This window comes from Kribbella orskensis (assembly GCF_004342085.1).
GTDB lineage: Bacteria > Actinomycetota > Actinomycetes > Propionibacteriales > Kribbellaceae > Kribbella > Kribbella orskensis.
Map to the genome: position 1 here is coordinate 594799 of NZ_SLWM01000002.1, position 16638 is coordinate 611436.

At 69.4% G+C, this 16638-nt stretch carries 11 protein-coding genes; 4 read left to right on the forward strand and 7 right to left on the reverse strand.

Going from position 1 to position 16638, the window contains the following annotated elements; all coding sequences use genetic code 11:
- Positions 1 to 36 precede the first annotated feature (36 nt).
- On the forward strand, positions 37 to 1575 hold the full coding sequence (locus EV644_RS07850) for a right-handed parallel beta-helix repeat-containing protein (protein ID WP_241997964.1): 1539 nt from the start codon (positions 37 to 39) through the stop codon (positions 1573 to 1575).
- Between the two features lie 46 nt (positions 1576 to 1621).
- Here EV644_RS07850 and EV644_RS07855 read toward each other — a convergent pair whose 3' ends face one another.
- Positions 1622 to 2923: an O-antigen ligase family protein gene (locus EV644_RS07855; protein WP_132187840.1), complete on the reverse strand. Its 1302-nt coding sequence runs from the start codon at positions 2921 to 2923 to the stop codon at positions 1622 to 1624.
- A gap of 10 nt (positions 2924 to 2933) precedes the next feature.
- Positions 2934 to 4556 (reverse strand): Wzz/FepE/Etk N-terminal domain-containing protein, encoded by a 1623-nt coding sequence (locus EV644_RS07860; protein WP_132187839.1) that lies wholly within the window; start codon positions 4554 to 4556, stop codon positions 2934 to 2936.
- Between the two features lie 276 nt (positions 4557 to 4832).
- On the opposite strand from EV644_RS07860, the gene EV644_RS07865 reads away from it, so the two are divergent.
- From EV644_RS07865 to EV644_RS07875, 3 genes are all read left to right on the forward strand, one after another.
- A complete protein-coding gene (locus EV644_RS07865; protein ID WP_132187838.1) occupies positions 4833 to 7031 on the forward strand; it encodes a LamG-like jellyroll fold domain-containing protein in 2199 nt (732 codons plus the stop codon).
- Between the two features lie 126 nt (positions 7032 to 7157).
- Complete coding sequence (locus EV644_RS07870; protein ID WP_132187837.1) at positions 7158 to 8678, forward strand: WD40 repeat domain-containing protein; 1521 nt, start codon at positions 7158 to 7160, stop codon at positions 8676 to 8678.
- Between the two features lie 50 nt (positions 8679 to 8728).
- Positions 8729 to 10930, forward strand: coding sequence for a LamG-like jellyroll fold domain-containing protein (locus tag EV644_RS07875; RefSeq protein WP_241997962.1), 2202 nt, complete (start codon positions 8729 to 8731; stop codon positions 10928 to 10930).
- A gap of 43 nt (positions 10931 to 10973) precedes the next feature.
- Here EV644_RS07875 and EV644_RS07880 read toward each other — a convergent pair whose 3' ends face one another.
- The 5 genes from EV644_RS07880 to EV644_RS07900 are packed head-to-tail and all read right to left on the reverse strand — an operon-like array spanning position 10974 to position 16557.
- On the reverse strand, positions 10974 to 12230 hold the full coding sequence (locus EV644_RS07880) for an MATE family efflux transporter (RefSeq protein ID WP_132187836.1): 1257 nt from the start codon (positions 12228 to 12230) through the stop codon (positions 10974 to 10976).
- The gene (locus EV644_RS07885) at positions 12227 to 13039 is read right to left on the reverse strand and encodes a WecB/TagA/CpsF family glycosyltransferase (RefSeq protein WP_132187835.1); all 813 of its coding nucleotides are present in this window, start codon (positions 13037 to 13039) and stop codon (positions 12227 to 12229) included. Before EV644_RS07885 ends, EV644_RS07880 begins: the two co-directional genes overlap by 4 nt.
- Positions 13040 to 13043: 4 nt before the next feature.
- On the reverse strand, positions 13044 to 14027 hold the full coding sequence (gmd, locus tag EV644_RS07890; protein WP_132187834.1) for a GDP-mannose 4,6-dehydratase: 984 nt from the start codon (positions 14025 to 14027) through the stop codon (positions 13044 to 13046).
- Positions 14024 to 14968: a GDP-L-fucose synthase family protein gene (locus EV644_RS07895; protein ID WP_132187833.1), complete on the reverse strand. Its 945-nt coding sequence runs from the start codon at positions 14966 to 14968 to the stop codon at positions 14024 to 14026. The genes gmd and EV644_RS07895 overlap by 4 nt, the downstream gene beginning before the upstream one ends.
- Entirely contained in the window at positions 14968 to 16557 is a 1590-nt protein-coding gene (locus tag EV644_RS07900; protein WP_241997960.1) for a sugar transferase, read from the reverse strand. The genes EV644_RS07895 and EV644_RS07900 overlap by 1 nt, the downstream gene beginning before the upstream one ends.
- Between the last annotated feature and the right edge of the window lie 81 nt (positions 16558 to 16638).

Genomic DNA, 16638 nt, shown 5'->3' on the forward strand with positions numbered 1-16638 from the left:
GGGCGACTTCTTGGGGCCGGCGACGTGGGGGAATCGATGAGACGCGGGATCATGTCGGCGGGCGCAGCTCTGCTCGCTGTCTTCGTAGTTGCCGGATGCACCGACGACCCGGCCACGCCGGCGTCGAACCAGACCCCACCCACGCCGACGGTCGCGGTCCCCACCGCCGCTCCCCCGGCGGCGAACATCAAGCTCGGCCCGACCGGTCCGTCCACCGCGCCGAACTGCGACGGCGTACCGATCCCGGTCGGCACGGATCCCCAGCAGGTGATCGGCGCGAACCCGACGGCCAAGACGTTCTGCTTCGCCAAGGGACTCCACCGGATCACCCACGCGCTCCATCCCGAGGCCGGGATCACCCTCGCGAGCAGCGAAGGCGCCGTGCTCAGCGGATCGGTCGAGCTCACGGGCTGGCAGCAGGACCAGCAGCACTGGGTGGTGCGAGGCGCGCTGCCCGCGGCGTACAAGCTCAAGGGCAAGTGCGAGGACGAGAAGACCAATCCGTGTCAGCCCGGTGAGCAGGTCTTCCTGGCCGGGAAGCACCTCACGCGGGTGATGGCCCTCGATCAGCTGAAGCTGGGCACCTTCTTCGGGGATTACAAGGCGAATGCTGTGTACCTCGCGGACGACCCGACCGGCAAGGACGTCGAGATGTCGCGGACGCAGACCGCGATCGAGGCCGCCGCGCCGGACGTCACGATCGCCGGGCTGACCATCGAGCACTTCGCCAGCAAGCCGCAGGGTGGCGCTCTGCAGGTCGGTCCGGGCTGGAAGGTCACCGCGAACGAGGTCCGCTGGAACCACGCGGTCGGCATCATGGTCATCGACGGCGACCAGACCGTGGTGAGCGGCAACACCGTCGCCGACAACGGGCAGCTCGGCATCGGCCAGTACAGCTCCGAAGGCGTGAAGCTGACCGGCAACCTGGTCACCCGGAACAACACCGACGGTTTCTGGATCGCCGACTGGGAGTCCGGCGGGATCAAGTCGACCCGGTCGTCCGGCGAGGTGTCCGGCAACGACATCGTGGCGAACCGCGGGATCGGGATGTGGAGCGATATCGCCGAGTTCGACCGGAGGATCACCAGCAACCGGATCCGCGACAACGCCGCGGACGGGATCCGGTACGAGATCAGCTACCAGGCCACGATCGAGCAGAACGTTGTCGAGGGCAACGGGTTCGGCACCGGCCGCGGCTCCGGGCCGAGTCTGTGGGACGGCGGCGGCATCAACGTGAACACCTCGTCCGGTGTCACGGTGGCCGGCAACCTGGTCAAGCACAACCGCAACGGCATCGCGATCCAGTCCCGCACCCGCGGCGACGGGCCGCGCGGGAAGTACGTGCTGAAGGACATCGTGATCGAGGCCAACCAGGTGGTGATGGACGCGAAGACGGCCAGCACCGGAGTGGTCGAGAACAAGGAGTCGCCGGCCGGGGACGGCGCGATCAGGTTCAGCCGGAACAGCTACCTGATCGGCGACAAGCAGGCCGAGCGCTTCGCCTACCGGGGACAGACGATGACCTGGTCCCAGTGGCAGGCCGCCGGATTCGACCAGGACAGCGTCAGCAGCTAGCCGGCGACAACCACCTGCAAGCATCAGTGAGTGCTTGCAGGTGGGGTCATCGCCATCGGGGCGTGGGCGGCGCTGGTTTCTCGACCAGCGCCCTGGCTCTGGCGCGTAATCGGTCTGAGTCGCAGACCGCGGCCGCGACCAGCAGGTGCAGCGTCATCGAACTGAGGTCGGACAGCCCGCTCTCGTTGAGCGAGGCCGCCGAGACGTAGCCGAGCAGCAGCGCGCCGCTCGCCTTCACGAACGGCGTCGGCGCGCGGAGCACCGAGACCCAGGCGACGATCATCGCGATGCCCACGATCGTGACGGCGAGCAGACCTGTCTCCCAGTAGAGACTCAGCCAGCTGTTGTCGATCGCCATCACGTCGATGTCGCCCTCACCGCGCCGCAGCAGGACCCGCTTGTTGCCGAGTCCGTGGCCAATGATCGCGGTCTGCAGCGACACCTGTTCGTCGAGCACGTACTGCCAGCTGGTGGTCCGGCCGCTCAGCGAGCTGATCTGCTTGGCGCCCTGGCCGCGCAACAGCCAGGTGTGCAGCGACGGGATCATCAGGAACGCCAGCCCCATCAACCCCGGCACGGAGATCGACGCTATTCGTCCCCACCAGGTCTTCCGGGTCAGCAGCAGCGCGAGCACCAGCCCGAAGGCGACGGCCGCGGCCGCGGTACGGGTGCGGCTCAGCGCGACCAGCACCAGGCCGAGGCCGATGCAGGCGCTCGCCGGAAAGAAGGTCAGCTTGCGGGACACGAACGCGATGATCGCCAGGCCCAGCAGGATCGCGCCGACCTCGCCGACGCGCGGCGGCAGCATCGGGATGAGGACGCCCTGCAGGCGGTAGCCGGTGCCGAACGCGCTCAGCGGCCGCCAGGCCACCTCCGGTCGCCAGATCAGGCTCAGCACGACCGTCAGTGCCAGCAGCAGATGAGCCAGCAGGTGGGCCCGGATCAACCGCTCCGGCTCCCGGATCAGCGGCCGCCAAAGCATGAACAGCAGGAACAACCCGATCATCAACCGCGCCAGCCGCAGCAGCGGACCACCCGGATCGGCCAGCAGGAAGGCCGTGGCGCTTGCGAACATCACATAGCCGACGTAGATGCTCGTGGTCGGGCTGAGCCGGGTCCGGAAGCCCGGCTTGGTCGCCGCCAGGGTGACCAGGAAGATCACCCCGAGCAGCACGCCCTTCATCAGGCTGTTGGTCGACCCTGTCGTGCCTTGCGGAGCAGCGGCCCTGGACGACCACGGCTGCACGCCGAGCACCAGCAGGCACCACATGACCATCCACAGCCAGCTCGACTTGTCGCCCTCGGCCTGGGGGGTGGTTCCCGGCACCGGCGGTGCCGTCAGGGTCATCGGCGCACCGTCAGCGGATCGGCGGCGCGGCGGGCTCGGCCGGGCTGAAGTTCAGCGGGATCCCCAAGGTCTCGTCGTGCCGCGAAGCACCGATCAGTACTACGCCCAGCACCGGCGCGCCCGCGAACTTCAGGGCGGCGGTGAGCCGGGTCAGGTCGGTCTCCTTGTCGTGGCCGACCTGAACCACGAGCACCGAGGCGTCGACGGCGGCGGCCAACGGAGAGATCCCGTGCCGGCCGACAGAGGCAGGGCCGTGGATGACGACGGAGTACCCCGGGGGGAGGTCCGCCACGATGCCCGGCACCAGCGACGGGCCGACGGCGAGCGCCGACTCCTCCTGGCTCAGACCGGGCGGCAGCACGTAGAGGTCGGCCACCGTGCCCGGGCGGAACAGCTTGCGCGCCCGGACCGCACGGGTCGCGGCCGGCTCGGTGACGAGGTCGGTAAGGCCCTCGTGGTCGGTGACGTGCGAAAGCAGCGGCGTGCCGCGCAGATCGGCCAGCACCAGCAGGGTTTCCCGGCCGTCGCGGGCACTCGCCTCTGCCATCGCGAGCGCGATACCGGCCGAGTTCGGCGTCGGCGAGGCCGACACGACGAGCAGTGCGCCGGCGCCACTGGCACCGATCCCGCGCGGGTTCACCTCGCGACGCGCCAGCGCGCCACTCGCCTCGGTGCCCAGCGAGGTGACTTCTGAGGGCGGCAGTTGCGGCGCGGCGCGGCGCCAGAGCCGGCGGCGCCCGATGGAGGCGGTGATGACCGGCGAGCCGGCGGCGCGGGCGGCCTGGTCGCGGGTCAGCACGAACGGGCTCAGGTGCGTGAAGAGCAGAGCGACGCCGAACCCGAGCACGAGGCCGAGGATCGCGCCGACGGTGATGTCGCGCATCACCAGCGGCGACGAGGTCGCGGTGTCCTTGGTGGCCGGGGTGACCAGCTGGCTGCTCGCGCCGACGCCGGAGAGCGCCTTGTTCATCGCGGCGGCGTCGTCGGCGGCCTGCCGGGCCTCGGTGGCCAGGCCGACCCGCTGGTCGCGCAGGGCCGCGGCGGTCTGGGTGTCGCCCCGGTCCACCGCCTCGGAGATCTGGCTGACCAGCGTCTTCGACTGGGCCGTCGCGGTCTTCGCCCGGTCCGACGCCTGGCTGGCCAGCGTGATCAGCAACTGCTTGGCCTCGGTACTGCGCTGGGCCAGGTAGATCCGCGCGATCGCGTTCGCCCGGCGGACCGCCTCGTCGGCGGTCGGACCGTCGATGGTGATCAGGTAGGCGTTGTCGGTGACCGCCTTCACCCGGGTCACCCCGGCGAGCGCCTGCACCGAGTCGTCGGTGGTCGACAGCTCGAGGGACTTGGCGACCTCACGCAGGATCGTCGGGCTCGCCATCACCCGGGCCTGGGTCTCGGCCGGCAGGTCCAGGCCCAGCGGGCCGGTCTTGTCCGCGCCGGTCGGCAGGTTGCCGACCAGGGCCGGCGGCACGGCCGGACCGATCACCACCTGGCTGGACGCGGTCCACCGCTCGGTCTGCGACAGCGAGAAGACAGCGGCTCCGACGGTGCCAAGCAGGATGCAGCCGATGATCAGCCACTTGTGCCTGAGCAGCGCCTGGGCGGTGTCCCGCCAGACCACGGTGCCCGGTTCCATCCGGCCCCCCAATTCGAGTTCGACGGCCCAGGATATAGGCATCAGCAGGCCGTCGTGACCGGCCCCGGGCCAGGCCCCCGGCCGACCGGATTCCCGGCCGCCGGAACCGCAATCGCCGATAACGCCCACGCCGGTCACGCTTGCTGACAATTTGCTGAAATGAGGCCCGAACAGACTGGTCAAACCCTCACCTTGTGTGGCCTACTCTCCTGTCGGGGGATTCACGAACCATGTGCGGCGCCGGGATGGCGCCTGTCCGAGGGGGGACACCGCGGTATGAAGAAGAGATGGCTGCTCGCGCGCCTGGGGGTCGTGGGCATCCTGCTGGCGACCACGCTGGCACCGACGCCCGCCCAGAGCATCAGCGCCTCGCTCTCGGCGCAGGACAGCCCGGTCTGGCAGACCAACGCAAGTGTCCAGGGCATCGCCGTCGCGGCCGGGAAGGCCTACGTCGGCGGTCGTTTCACCAGCGTCCGTCCGCCGGGCTCGGCGCTGGGCACCAACGAGGTCGGGCAGGCCTACCTGGCCGCCTTCGACGCGACCACCGGGGACCTGGTCGCCGCGTTCAACCCGGTCCTCGACGGCCAGGTGTACGCCGTGGCCGCGTCGGCCGACGGCTCCCGGCTCTACGTCGGCGGTGACTTCACCACCGTGAACGGCGTGACCCGCAACCGGATCGCCGCCTTCGACACCGCCACCGGCGCGCTGGTGACGAACTGGAAACCCTCGGTCTCGTACCGGGTCAAGACCATCTCCGTGTCCGGCAACACCGTGTACTTCGGCGGCTCGTTCGGCCTGGTCAACAACGTGGAGCGGCTCCGGCTGGCAGCGGTCACCGGCGACGTCGGCACACTGTTGCCGTGGGCCCCGGCCGCGAACGGCGACGTGTATGCCGTGGACGTGGCGGACGACGCCTCCAAGGTCTATGCCGGCGGCCAGTTCAGCACGGTCAACGGCACCAACCAGAACACCGTGTCGAGCCTGGACCCGGCCACCGGCGCGGTGCTCCCGTTCCCCGCCGCCTCGGCGGTGCCGCCGCCGAACGGCTCCTGCACCACGCGGGTCAAGGCGATCGATGCCAGCGGCGACACCGTGTACTTCGGCAACGGTGGCGATGGCGTCGGTTGCTTCGACGGCACCTGGGCGGCGGACATCGCCACCGGCGCGCTGAAGTGGAAGAACCAATGCCTGGGCGCGACCGAGGCGCTGAAGGTTGTCAACGGCTGGCTCTACAAAGGCTCGCACGCGCACGACTGCGTCAACGGCGGCGCGGGCGGCTTCCCGCAGGGCGCCGGCTACCGGTTCCTGCTGACCGAGTCCCTCGAGAACGGCACTCTCGGCCCGTGGTACCCGAACACCAACGCCGGTCCGCCCACCGAGGTCGGTCCGCTGGCGTTCGCGACCGGCGGCTCGGACCTGTGGGTCGGCGGCGACTTCACCCAGACCAACGGCCTCGGCCAGCAGGGTCTGACCCGCTTCACCAACGCGGGCCCGGGCGCCGCTCCGGCCAAGCCGGCGAAGCTCCTCCCCTACAGCGTCCAGCCGGGCGTAGTGCAGGTGCACTTCCAGACCGTGGTGGACAACGACGACACCACGCTGACCTACCGGTTGCTGAAGGGCTTCAGCAACACCACGATCGCGACCTGGACGGCCAAGTCGACGTTCTGGGACCGCCCGTGGCTGCACTTCACCGACACCAACGTGACGCCGGGGGAAGTGACGAACTACCGGGTCGAGGTGACCGACGGCAGTACGACGCTCCGGGGCAACTACTCGGACCCGCTCACGGTGGCGACCACCGCGAACACCGCGTACGACCAGATCATCGCTTCTGACGGCCCGCAGGCGTACTGGCGGCTCGGTGAGCCGGTCGGCACGACTACTTCGGTAGACGCCTCCGGCCAGAGCAACAACGGCACCTTCACCGGGATGACGCTCGGCAGCGCCGGCGCCGTCGCCGGGAACACCGCGGCGACGATCAGCACCAGCACCGGCCGGATGGTCGGCGAGAAGGCCTACAGCATGCCGCAGCAGTTCACCGTGGAGGCGTGGGTCAAGCAGTCCGTCACCCGCGGCGGACGGATCATCGGCTTCGGCAACTCGAAGACCGGAAACAGCAGTTCCACCGACCGGATGCTGTACATGCGGTCCAACGGCCAGATCACGTTCGGCGTCAACGACGGCGTCAAGCAGACCATCGACAGCACGTCGAACAAGAACGACGGCCAGTGGCACCACGTCGCCGGCACCTTCGACAACGGCGCGATGAAGCTGTACGTCGACGGCGCGCTCGCCGGCACCCTGACCACCGGCCAGGCGTCCCTGTACTACGGCTGGTGGCGGATCGGCTTCGACAACGTCAGCAGCTGGTCCGGTGGCGGCGCGACCCAGACGAATATGGCCATCGACGAGGCGGCGGTCTACCCGTACGCGCTCACCGCGGCGCAGGTTCAGGCCCACTTCGGTGCCCGCTGAGCGGACGGCTAACCTCCTATAGCACAAAGTCATAACGCCGGTCGGAAGTCGCCTTCCTGACGACCTCCCACCGGCGCTAGATTCGCGTGCTAATGGCCCCGCCCAGCCCCAGTCCGAAGGACTTTGATGAAAAAGCTAGTTCTGGCAGTCGTGACGGCTGCCGCCGTACTTGCCGCCGCCCTGATCCCGTCCGGAGCTCCGGTGGAGGCTGCCCAGCCGGGCTTCGCCTCCGCGGTGTCGGCGATCAAGCAACTCTCGTGGCAGACCAACGCCAGCGTGAACGCGCTCGCGGTCTCCGGGAACACCGTCTTCGCGGGCGGTCTGTTCACCCGGATCCGCCAGCCGGGCAAGCCGGCCGGACAAGGTGAGGCTGTCCGGACCTACATCGCGGCGTTCAACCGCACGACCGGCGCACCGACCTCGTTCGCGCCGAAGCTCAACGGCGCCGTCTGGAGCATCGCGACCAGCCCGGACGGCAACTGGGTCGTGATCGGCGGCGACTTCACCACCGTCAACGGCCTGCCCCGCAAGCGCATCGCGATGTTCAGCGTGGTCACCGGCCGGATCGTCTCCGCCTGGGACCCGGCGGTCAGCTACCGCGTCAAGGCGCTGGCGATCAACCAGTACAACCAGGTCTTCCTGGGCGGCTCGTTCGGTCGGGTCGACGGCCAGGTCCGCAACCGGCTGGCCGCGCTCCGGCTGATCCAGGGCGACCTGCTGGCGTGGAACCCGAACGCCGACAACGACGTGTACGCGATCGACGTGTCCGACGACGGCAACAAGGTGTTCGTCGGTGGCCCGTTCGCCAAGCTGCGCGGCATCGACCACTACTCGCTGGCGATGCTGAACACCACCACCGGCGCGGCCTACAGCATGCCCGCCGCCGCGGCCATCCCGAAGCCGACGGCGACGTGCACCACCCGGGTGAAGGACATCGACACCCTCGGCAACAAGGTGTTCGTCTCCAACGGCGGTGACGGCTCGGGCTGCTACGACGGCGTGCTCGCCGCCGACGTGACCACCGGCAAACTGCTGTGGAAGAACAACTGCCTGGGCGCGACCGAGGCGATCAAGGCCATCGGCGACTGGGTGTACAAGGGCTCGCACGCGCACAACTGCAGCTCCAGCGGCGCCTTCGGCGACGGCACCGGCACCCACTACCTGCTGGTCGAGAGCGCCGTCAACGGCCAGATCGGCCCGTGGTTCCCGAACACCGACGCGGGCGGCACCACCAAGGTCGGCCCGCTGGCGATGGCGTCCGGCGGCAACGACCTGTGGGTCGGCGGCGACTTCGGCAAGGTCAACAACACCGTCCAGCAGGGCCTGACCCGGTTCACGAACGTGCCGGGGGGTGCGCTCCCGTTGATGCCCAAGGCGCCGACGTTGTCCAGCACGGTCACGAACCAGGTCACGGTGAAGTTCACCGACGGCTACGACCTGGACAACATCCTGCTGACCTACAACGTGTTCCGGGGTTCGACCCTGATCAGGACCTACAAGTACTACACGTACTACTGGCGGCAGCGGGCGACGACGACTTTTGTCGACACCGGTGTGAAGAAGGGCCAGACAGTGAGCTACCACGTCGAGGTCCACGACGGACGCAACATCCGGAAGGGGCCGGCGGCGTCGGTGACGGTCCGGTGATCCGGGCCGTGTGACCCTTCGCCGCACCAGGCGGCGCACAGGATACATCCTTGAGGGGGGATGTTTTGAAGAAGGTGGGGATTCTCGCGCTGGGTGGGGCGCTGGTGGCAGCTTTGCTGGCACCAGCGCCCGCTCAGAGCATCGGTGCTTCGCTGTCGGCTCTGACGAGCTCGGCGTGGCAGACCAACGCCAGCGTGCAAGGACTCGCGGTGGCGAACGGCAAGGCGTACGTCGGGGGACGTTTCACCACGGTCCGGCCACCGGGCGCCGCGGCCGGTACCAGCGAACAGGCGCGGACCTATCTGGCCGCGTTCAACCAGAGCACCGGTGCGCTCGACACCGGGTTCGACCACGTCTTGAACGGCATGGTCTGGGCGATCGCGGCCTCGGCCGACGGCGCCCGGGTCTTCGTCGGCGGTGACTTCACCAAGGTGGACGGCCAGACCCGCAACCGGATCGCGGCCTTCGACACCGCGACGGGCGCCCTGGTCTCCAACTGGAAGCCGTCGGTCTCCTACCGGGTCAAGGCCCTCGCGGTCGCCGGCAGCACGGTCTACCTGGGCGGATCGTTCGGGCTGGTCAACAACATCGCCCGGCCGCGGCTGGCCGCGGTGACAACCAGTACGGCGGCGCTGCTGCCCTGGGCTCCGCAGCCGGACAACGACGTCTACGCCATCGACGTGGCCGACGACGGCACCAGGGTCTTTGCGGGTGGCAACTTCTCGACCGTGAACGGCACGCCGCGGTGGTCGGTGGCCAGCCTGGATCCGGTCGACGGCTCGCTGCAGGCGTTCCCGGCCGCGAGTGCGGTCCCCGATCCGGTCCCCGGCTGCACCTCGCGGGTCAAGGACATCGAGACCAGCGGCGACCGGGTGTACTTCGCCAACGCCGGCGACGGTGGCGGTTGCTTCGACGGCACCTGGGCGGCGGACGTCAGTTCGGGAAGCCTGCTGTGGAAGAACAACTGCCTGGGCGCGACCGAGGCCATCACAGTGGTGAACGGCTGGCTCTACAAGGGGTCCCACGCCCACGACTGCAGCTACCTCGGCGGCAACGGGTTCCCGCAGGGCGCCGGCCGCTTCCTGCTGACGCAGAACCTCGACACCGGCGAGCTCGGCCCGTGGTTCCCGAACACGAACACCGGCGCACCGACCCAGGTGGGCCCGCTCGTGTCGGCGACCGGTGGTAGCGATCTCTGGGTCGGCGGCGACTTCACCACGGTGAACGGCGCTACCCAGCAGGGATTGGTCCGCTTCACCAACACCGGACCCGGCGCGGCTCCGGCCAAGCCCGCCAAGGTGGTTCCGGTCAGCTACCAGGCCGGGCAGGTCAAGGTGAACTTCCAGACCGTCGTCGACAACGACGACATCACCCTGACCTACCGCGTACTGCGCAGCTTCAGCAACACCGTGGTCGCCACCTACACAGCGGACTCGAGGTTCTGGAGCCGCCCGTGGCTGTCCTTCACCGACACGGGACTGGCCCCGGGCTCGTCCCAGGTCTACCGGATCGAGGTGACCGACGGGAACAGCACCCTCCGAGGCGACTACTCCCTACCGGTCACGGTGGCCGCCGCCGACGCGCCGTACGACCAGCAGGTGCTGGCGGACGGGCCCACGGCGTACTGGCGGCTCGGGGAGCCGAACGGTACGGCGACAGCCACCGACTCCTCCGGCCAGAACAACACCGGCCCGTACTCCGGGGTCAGCCTGGGCGTCACCGGTGCACTGACGAGCGGCAACACCGCGGGTGACTTCACCGGGAACGGCCGGATGATCGGGCAGACCGCGATCAGCCAGCCGCAGACCTTCAGCGTGGAGGCCTGGTACCGCACGACCTCGACGCAGGGCGGCAAACTCGTGGGCTTCGGCAACAGTTCGAACGGGACGAGCAGCCAGTACGACCGGCACGTCTACCTGCAGAACGACGGCGCCGTCACCTTCGGGATCTATGACGGGTCCACCCGGACGATCAGTTCGGCGCCGGGCACCAACGACGGCACCTGGCACCACGTGGTCGGCACGTTCGTACCGGGCTCGATGAAGTTCTACCTCGACGGAGTCCTGCAGGGCACCCAGAGCGTGAACAACGCCGAGGGTTACACCGGCTACTGGCGGATCGGGAACGACAACCTGAACGCCTGGCCGAACCAGCCGGCCAGCAGCGGCCTGGCAGGCACCATCGACGAAGTGGCGATCTACCCGGCCGCACTCAGCGCGGACCAGGTCCAGACCCACTTCGACGCACGCTAGACGTAGCGCTTGGGGTCTGCCTGCAAAGGGCAGGCCCCAGGCGTCACGGTCTGCTGGCAGCAGCCTTGTGGACGGCGATGGCGCGGTGGGCTTCGTGCCACCACAGCAGCAGAGTGCAGAAGGATGCCGTGGCGAGTCCCCAGGCAGCGCCCTTGGCGCCGCCTAGGAACGCCCCTCCGATGCCCGCGACGATCAGGATCACCGAGGACACCAGCCGGACGCGCAAACCCCTGGTAGCGGCCGCCAGTGCCCGGATGATTGCGAACGCGCCGGCGTTCGAGGCTCCGAACGCCTGCAGCAGGATGACCGGCACCATCACGGCGCTCGCCTGGGCCCAGACGCCCTCGCCCAGCAGCCACTCCCCCACGTCCTCGGGTAGCAGAAGGAAGACCGCTCCCCAGGCCAGGGCCCCCGCGCCGACACCCAGCGAGATCGCCAGGCCGACGAGCAACAGCCGCCGGTAGGAATGCCTGAGCGCCCTGGCGGCCTCCGGTACTGCGACCACCCGGATCCCCTGGTTCAGCACGTTCACCGGGCCCAGGAGGACCTGCGCGCCGCGGATACCGGCCGTGGCCGCGATTCCCGCTGCGGCAGTGATTCCGAGCATGTAGACCTGGATCGTGCCGCTCACCGCGAGCATCTCCCCGACGTACTTGGGAGTGAGGTCCCAGTGGGTCTTCACCCACTCCTTGATGAGTTGCCGGCGCGGCGCCAACCGGGTCTGGAACCGCCCGGCGATCGCGGCCACCACCGCGCCCAGGCCCCACGCCAGCGTCAGCGAGAACGCCGTCGCCGCGTCGGCCAGATAGAGCGCGGCGAAGAACACTCCCATCGCGAGCAACCAGATCAGGTCGTTCAAGAACGCGCGACCGCCCTCGCCGACGACGAAGAAGGCCCAGCGCCAGGCGTCCTGCAGAAGCAGTCCCGGCATCGTCACCGCGAAAGCGATGAGCACGCCCTTCGACGGAACAGCGGGGACCGCCGCGATCGCCAGCGCGACGAGCATGGAGAGCAGGCCGACGAGCACCGCGGTCGCGGTACTGGCCCTGACTGCTCGTTGCCAGTCCGGGTCGCGGTCGCCGGTGTAGCGCACCGCCAGCGGCTCGGTCGCGACGGCCCGCGAGACGTTCAGGGCGATCGTGTAGCCGCCGAACGCGAGCGCATAGACGCCGAAGTCGGCGACAGTGCCGCTACGGGCGACGAAAACCCCGACAGCCAGGTTGCTCAGGCTGGACAGGCCCTGATCGGCCAGTCCCCAGCCCGCCCGGCCGGCCGGTCCGGCCAGTTTCCGAAACTTCAAGAAACCGGCCGCGGCGGCCGGCGCAGGATGCCGACCCCGAAGCGCGGAATGCCCAGCACGTACCGGCGCCAGAGTCGGCGCGGCTCCTTGTAGAGCCGGTAGCTCCACTCCAGTCCGGACCGCTGCATCCAGCCCGGCGCCCGGTCGAGCCGGCCGGTGTGGAAGTCGAACGCGGCGCCCACGCCGATCAGGATCGCGGCGTCCAGCCGGTCCCGGTGCTCGGCCATCCAGCGCTCCTGCTTCGGCGCGCCGAGTCCGACCCAGATGATGTCCGGCTTCGCCTCGTTCAGCCGGTCGACGATCTCGGCGTCCTCGGCGTCGGTCAGCGCCCGGTACGGCGGTGAGTACACGCCGGCCACCCGCAGCCCCGGGTGCCGCGCGACGAAGTTCTCCCGCAACTGCTCGGCGACCCCGTCGGCACCACCGTAGAAGTACTGCGACCAGCCGCGCTCGGCCGCCTCGGCCATCACCCGCCCCAGCAGGTCCGGTCCGCAGACCCGGGCCATCCGGTCGAAGCCGGCCCGCTTGCCCGCCCAGACCAGCGGCATCCCGTCCGCGACGGTGAGCCCGGAGTTGTTGTAGACCTCGGTGAGGCGCTCGTCGGCGCGGGCGTGCAGCACGGAGTTCATGTCCGAGACGCAGACCAGGTGCCGCTCGCCCCAGTCGATCCAGCGCGCGAACGTCTCGACCGTCTCGTCCATGTCGGTGACGCTGACATGGATCCCGAGCACGTCGACCCGGGGATGCGGCAGGTCGGCGGGGCGGGCCGATCCCTGCGTGAAGTGCTGGTCCGTCAGCTCGGCAGTCATTGCTTCAGTCCTCGCGGGTCAGGATGTCGAGATCGGCATCCACCATGATGCGGACGAGTTCCGGCACGTGGACCTGGGCCTTCCAGCCGAGCTCCTCCAGTGCCTTCGAGGCGTCACCGACAAGCGAGTCCACCTCGGTCGGCCGCTCGTACCGCGCGTCGTAGTCGACGAAGTCCTTCCAGTCCATCCCGGCGTGCTCGAAGGCCAGCGAGACGAAGTCCCGCACCGAGTACGAAGTACCGGTGGCGATCACGTAGTCCGCCGGGGTGCCGTGCTGGAGCATCCGCCACATGCCCTCGACGTACTCCGGTGCGAAGCCCCAGTCGCGGCAGGCCTGCAGGTTGCCGAGGTACAGCCGCTTCTCCTGGCCCAGCTTGATCCGGGCCACCGCCCGGGTGATCTTGCGGGTCACGAAGGTCTCGCCGCGGCGCGGGCTCTCGTGGTTGAACAGGATCCCGTTCACCGCGAACATGTCGTACGCCTCGCGGTAGTTCCGCGTCATCCAGTAGCTGTAGAGCTTGGCGGCGCCGTACGGCGAGCGCGGGTAGAACGGGGTGTCCTCGTTCTGCGGCGGTGGGGTGGCGCCGAACATCTCCGAGCTGCTGGCCTGGTAGAACCGGCAGTCCAGCCCGATCATCCGGATCGCCTCGAGCAGGCGGGTGGTCCCCATCCCGGTGGTGTCACCGGTGTACTCGGGCTCGTCGAAGCTGACCCGCACGTGGCTCTGCGCGGCCAGGTGGTAGACCTCGTGCGGCTGGATCGACGCGAGCAGCGTGACGAGCCGCGACCCGTCGGTGAGGTCGCCGTAGTGCAGGAACAGCCGCTTGTCCTGCTCGTGCGGATCCGTGTACAGGTGGTCGATCCGGTGCGTGTTGAACGTGCTGGCACGGCGGATCAGGCCGTGCACCTCGTACCCCTTGCTCAGCAGCAGCTCGGCCAGGTACGAACCGTCCTGACCGGTGATCCCCGTGATGAGGGCCTTCCTCATGCCTCACCCCTCAGCTGCTCGAGGTACCAGGCATACGTGCTCGCGACGCCCCGCTCGAGGTCGGTCGCGGGCTTCCAGCCCAGGGCCCGCAGCCGGCTCACGTCCAGCAGCTTGCGCGGGGTGCCGTCCGGCTTGGACAGGTCGTTGCCGATCGCACCGGTGTAGCCGACGACGCGGGCCACCAGCTCGGCGAGCTCGCGGATCGTCACGTCCTCGCCGACGCCGACATTGATGGTCTGCGGGTCGTCGTAGTTCTCCAGCAGGAACAGGCAGGCGTCGGCAAGGTCGTCGACGTGCAGGAACTCCCGCCGCGGCGTCCCGGTCCCCCACAGCACCACCTCGGGGGCATCCGACTGCAACGCGTCGTGGAACCGCCGGATCAGCGCCGGCAGCACGTGCGAGCTGGTCAGGTCGAAGTTGTCGTTCGGCCCGTAGAGGTTGGTCGGCATCGCGGAGATCCAGGGCAGCCCGTACTGCCGGCGGACGGCCTGGACCTGCATTATGCCGGCGATCTTGGCGATCGCGTACGCGTCGTTGGTCGGCTCCAGCTCGCCCGTCAGCAGGCTCGACTCGTGGATCGGCTGGCCGGCGAACTTCGGGTAGATGCAGGACGAGCCGAGGAAGAGCAGCCGCCGTGTCCGGACCTCCAGCGCGGCGTCCATCAGGTTGACCTGGATCCGCAGGTTGTCGCTGAGGAACTCGGTCGGGTGGTCCCGGTTGGCCAGGATGCCGCCGACCCGGGCGGCCGCGTCGATCACCACGGCCGGCCGGTGCTCGGCCAGGAAGGTGAACGTCGCGGCACGGTCGCGCAGGTCGAGCTCGGCGGACGTCGCGCCGATCAGGTGGGTGAAGCCGCCACGCTCGAGCCGGCGCCAGATCGCCGACCCGACCAGTCCCCGGTGGCCTGCGACGTACACCGGTGACCGTCGGTCGATGACCATCAATAGGCTCCTGCTCCGTAGATCACCGCACGCGCGGTCTTCCAGAGGATGAGCAGGTCCAGCGTCATCGACCAGTTGTCGACGTAGCGGAGGTCCAGGCGGACCGACTCGTCCCAGGAGAGATCGCTGCGGCCGCTCACCTGCCACAGGCCGGTGATGCCTGGCTTGACGAGCATCCGCCGGGAGTCGTCCGCAGCGTACAGGGCGACCTCCTCCGACAGCGGGGGGCGTGGCCCGACCAGGGACATGTCGCCCCGCAGTACGTTGAACAGCTGGGGCAGCTCGTCGAGCGAGAACCGGCGGATCAGCCTGCCCAGCGGCGTCATCCGCGGGTCGTCCCGCATCTTGAAGATCACGCCGTTGCCGTCGCTGAGCGCGTACAGGTCGCCGAGGCGCGCCTCGGCGTCGGCGTACATGCTGCGGAACTTGAGCATGGTGAACTCGGCGCCGCCCTTGCCGACCCGGCGCTGGTGGAACAGCACCGGTCCGGGGCTGGACAGCTTGACCGCGATGGTCAGGCCGATCATCAGCGGTGCGAGCAGGATCAGCATGCCGAGCGCCAGCGTCCGGTCGAAGACCGCCTTCATCAGGTGCGGCCCGCCACTCACGGACGGCCGCTCCAGGTGCAGCAGCGACAGGCCTGCCACCGGGCGGATCGAGATCCGCGGGCCGGCCACCTCGATGATGCCAGGTGACACGATCAGCTCGACGCCGCGCTGCTCCAGCGCCCAGGACAACCGGCGCAGCGACTGGCCGGCCAGCTCGGGATCGGTCGCCACCGCGACCACGTCCACGGCATGCCGGTCGACCGCGGCCAAGATGTCGGCCTCGTCGAGTTCGTCGGGCTGCAACGGGCCGTTCGAGCGGGAATCACCGCGCGGCCGGCAGGTCGCCACCACCCGGAACCCGTCCGTCGGACGGCTCTCCAGGTGCTCACACAAAGTCGCGGCCGGCCCTGTTCGGCCGACCACGAGGACGCGGTGCATGCAGCGGCCTCGGAGACGGTGCCGGTGCAGGTCTTTGCGCAGCCCGTACCGAAGGACCAGCGCGGTTCCCACGATCACCGGGATGGCGAGCACCACGAAGCCACGGGCGATCTCGGTCTTCGTCGCGTACGACGCCAGGGCGACCGCGGCGGTGAGCCCGACCCCTGAGCGCAGCAGCGAGCGGAACTCGTCCGGCCCGGCGCCGAAGTACCGGGAGTCGTACCCCTTGGACAGGGCGACCACCCCGACCCAGGCGAGCGGGAGCAGGCTGCTGATCAGCAGGTAGCTGCTGCCGACGTGGTACCCGAAGCGGGTCAGCAGGGCGATCGAGATGCCGATCATCGCGGCCAGCAGGTCGCCACCGACCGCGGCCCAGCGATAGACGCCCACCCAGCGCGGCTCGGTCCACCGCGACGAGCGCGGCACGATCGCCGGCACCTCGTGCGGCACCACCCACATGGGCCCATGCACGTCGACGGCATGGACATCGACCACGGGTGCGTCCACCCGGTCGCCCAGCTCGCGCACCCTCGGGGCGATGCTGGTGATGTCCAGGGCAGGGGCGCCGTCCGGAGCCGTGACCTCGCCGGGCGTCGCGGGCACGCGTCTACCTCCGCTCACACCGGCCCCTCGTCTCACGCTGCTGTCGCCCGGGCACTCTACGCGACCGCCCGGGGCAGTCCG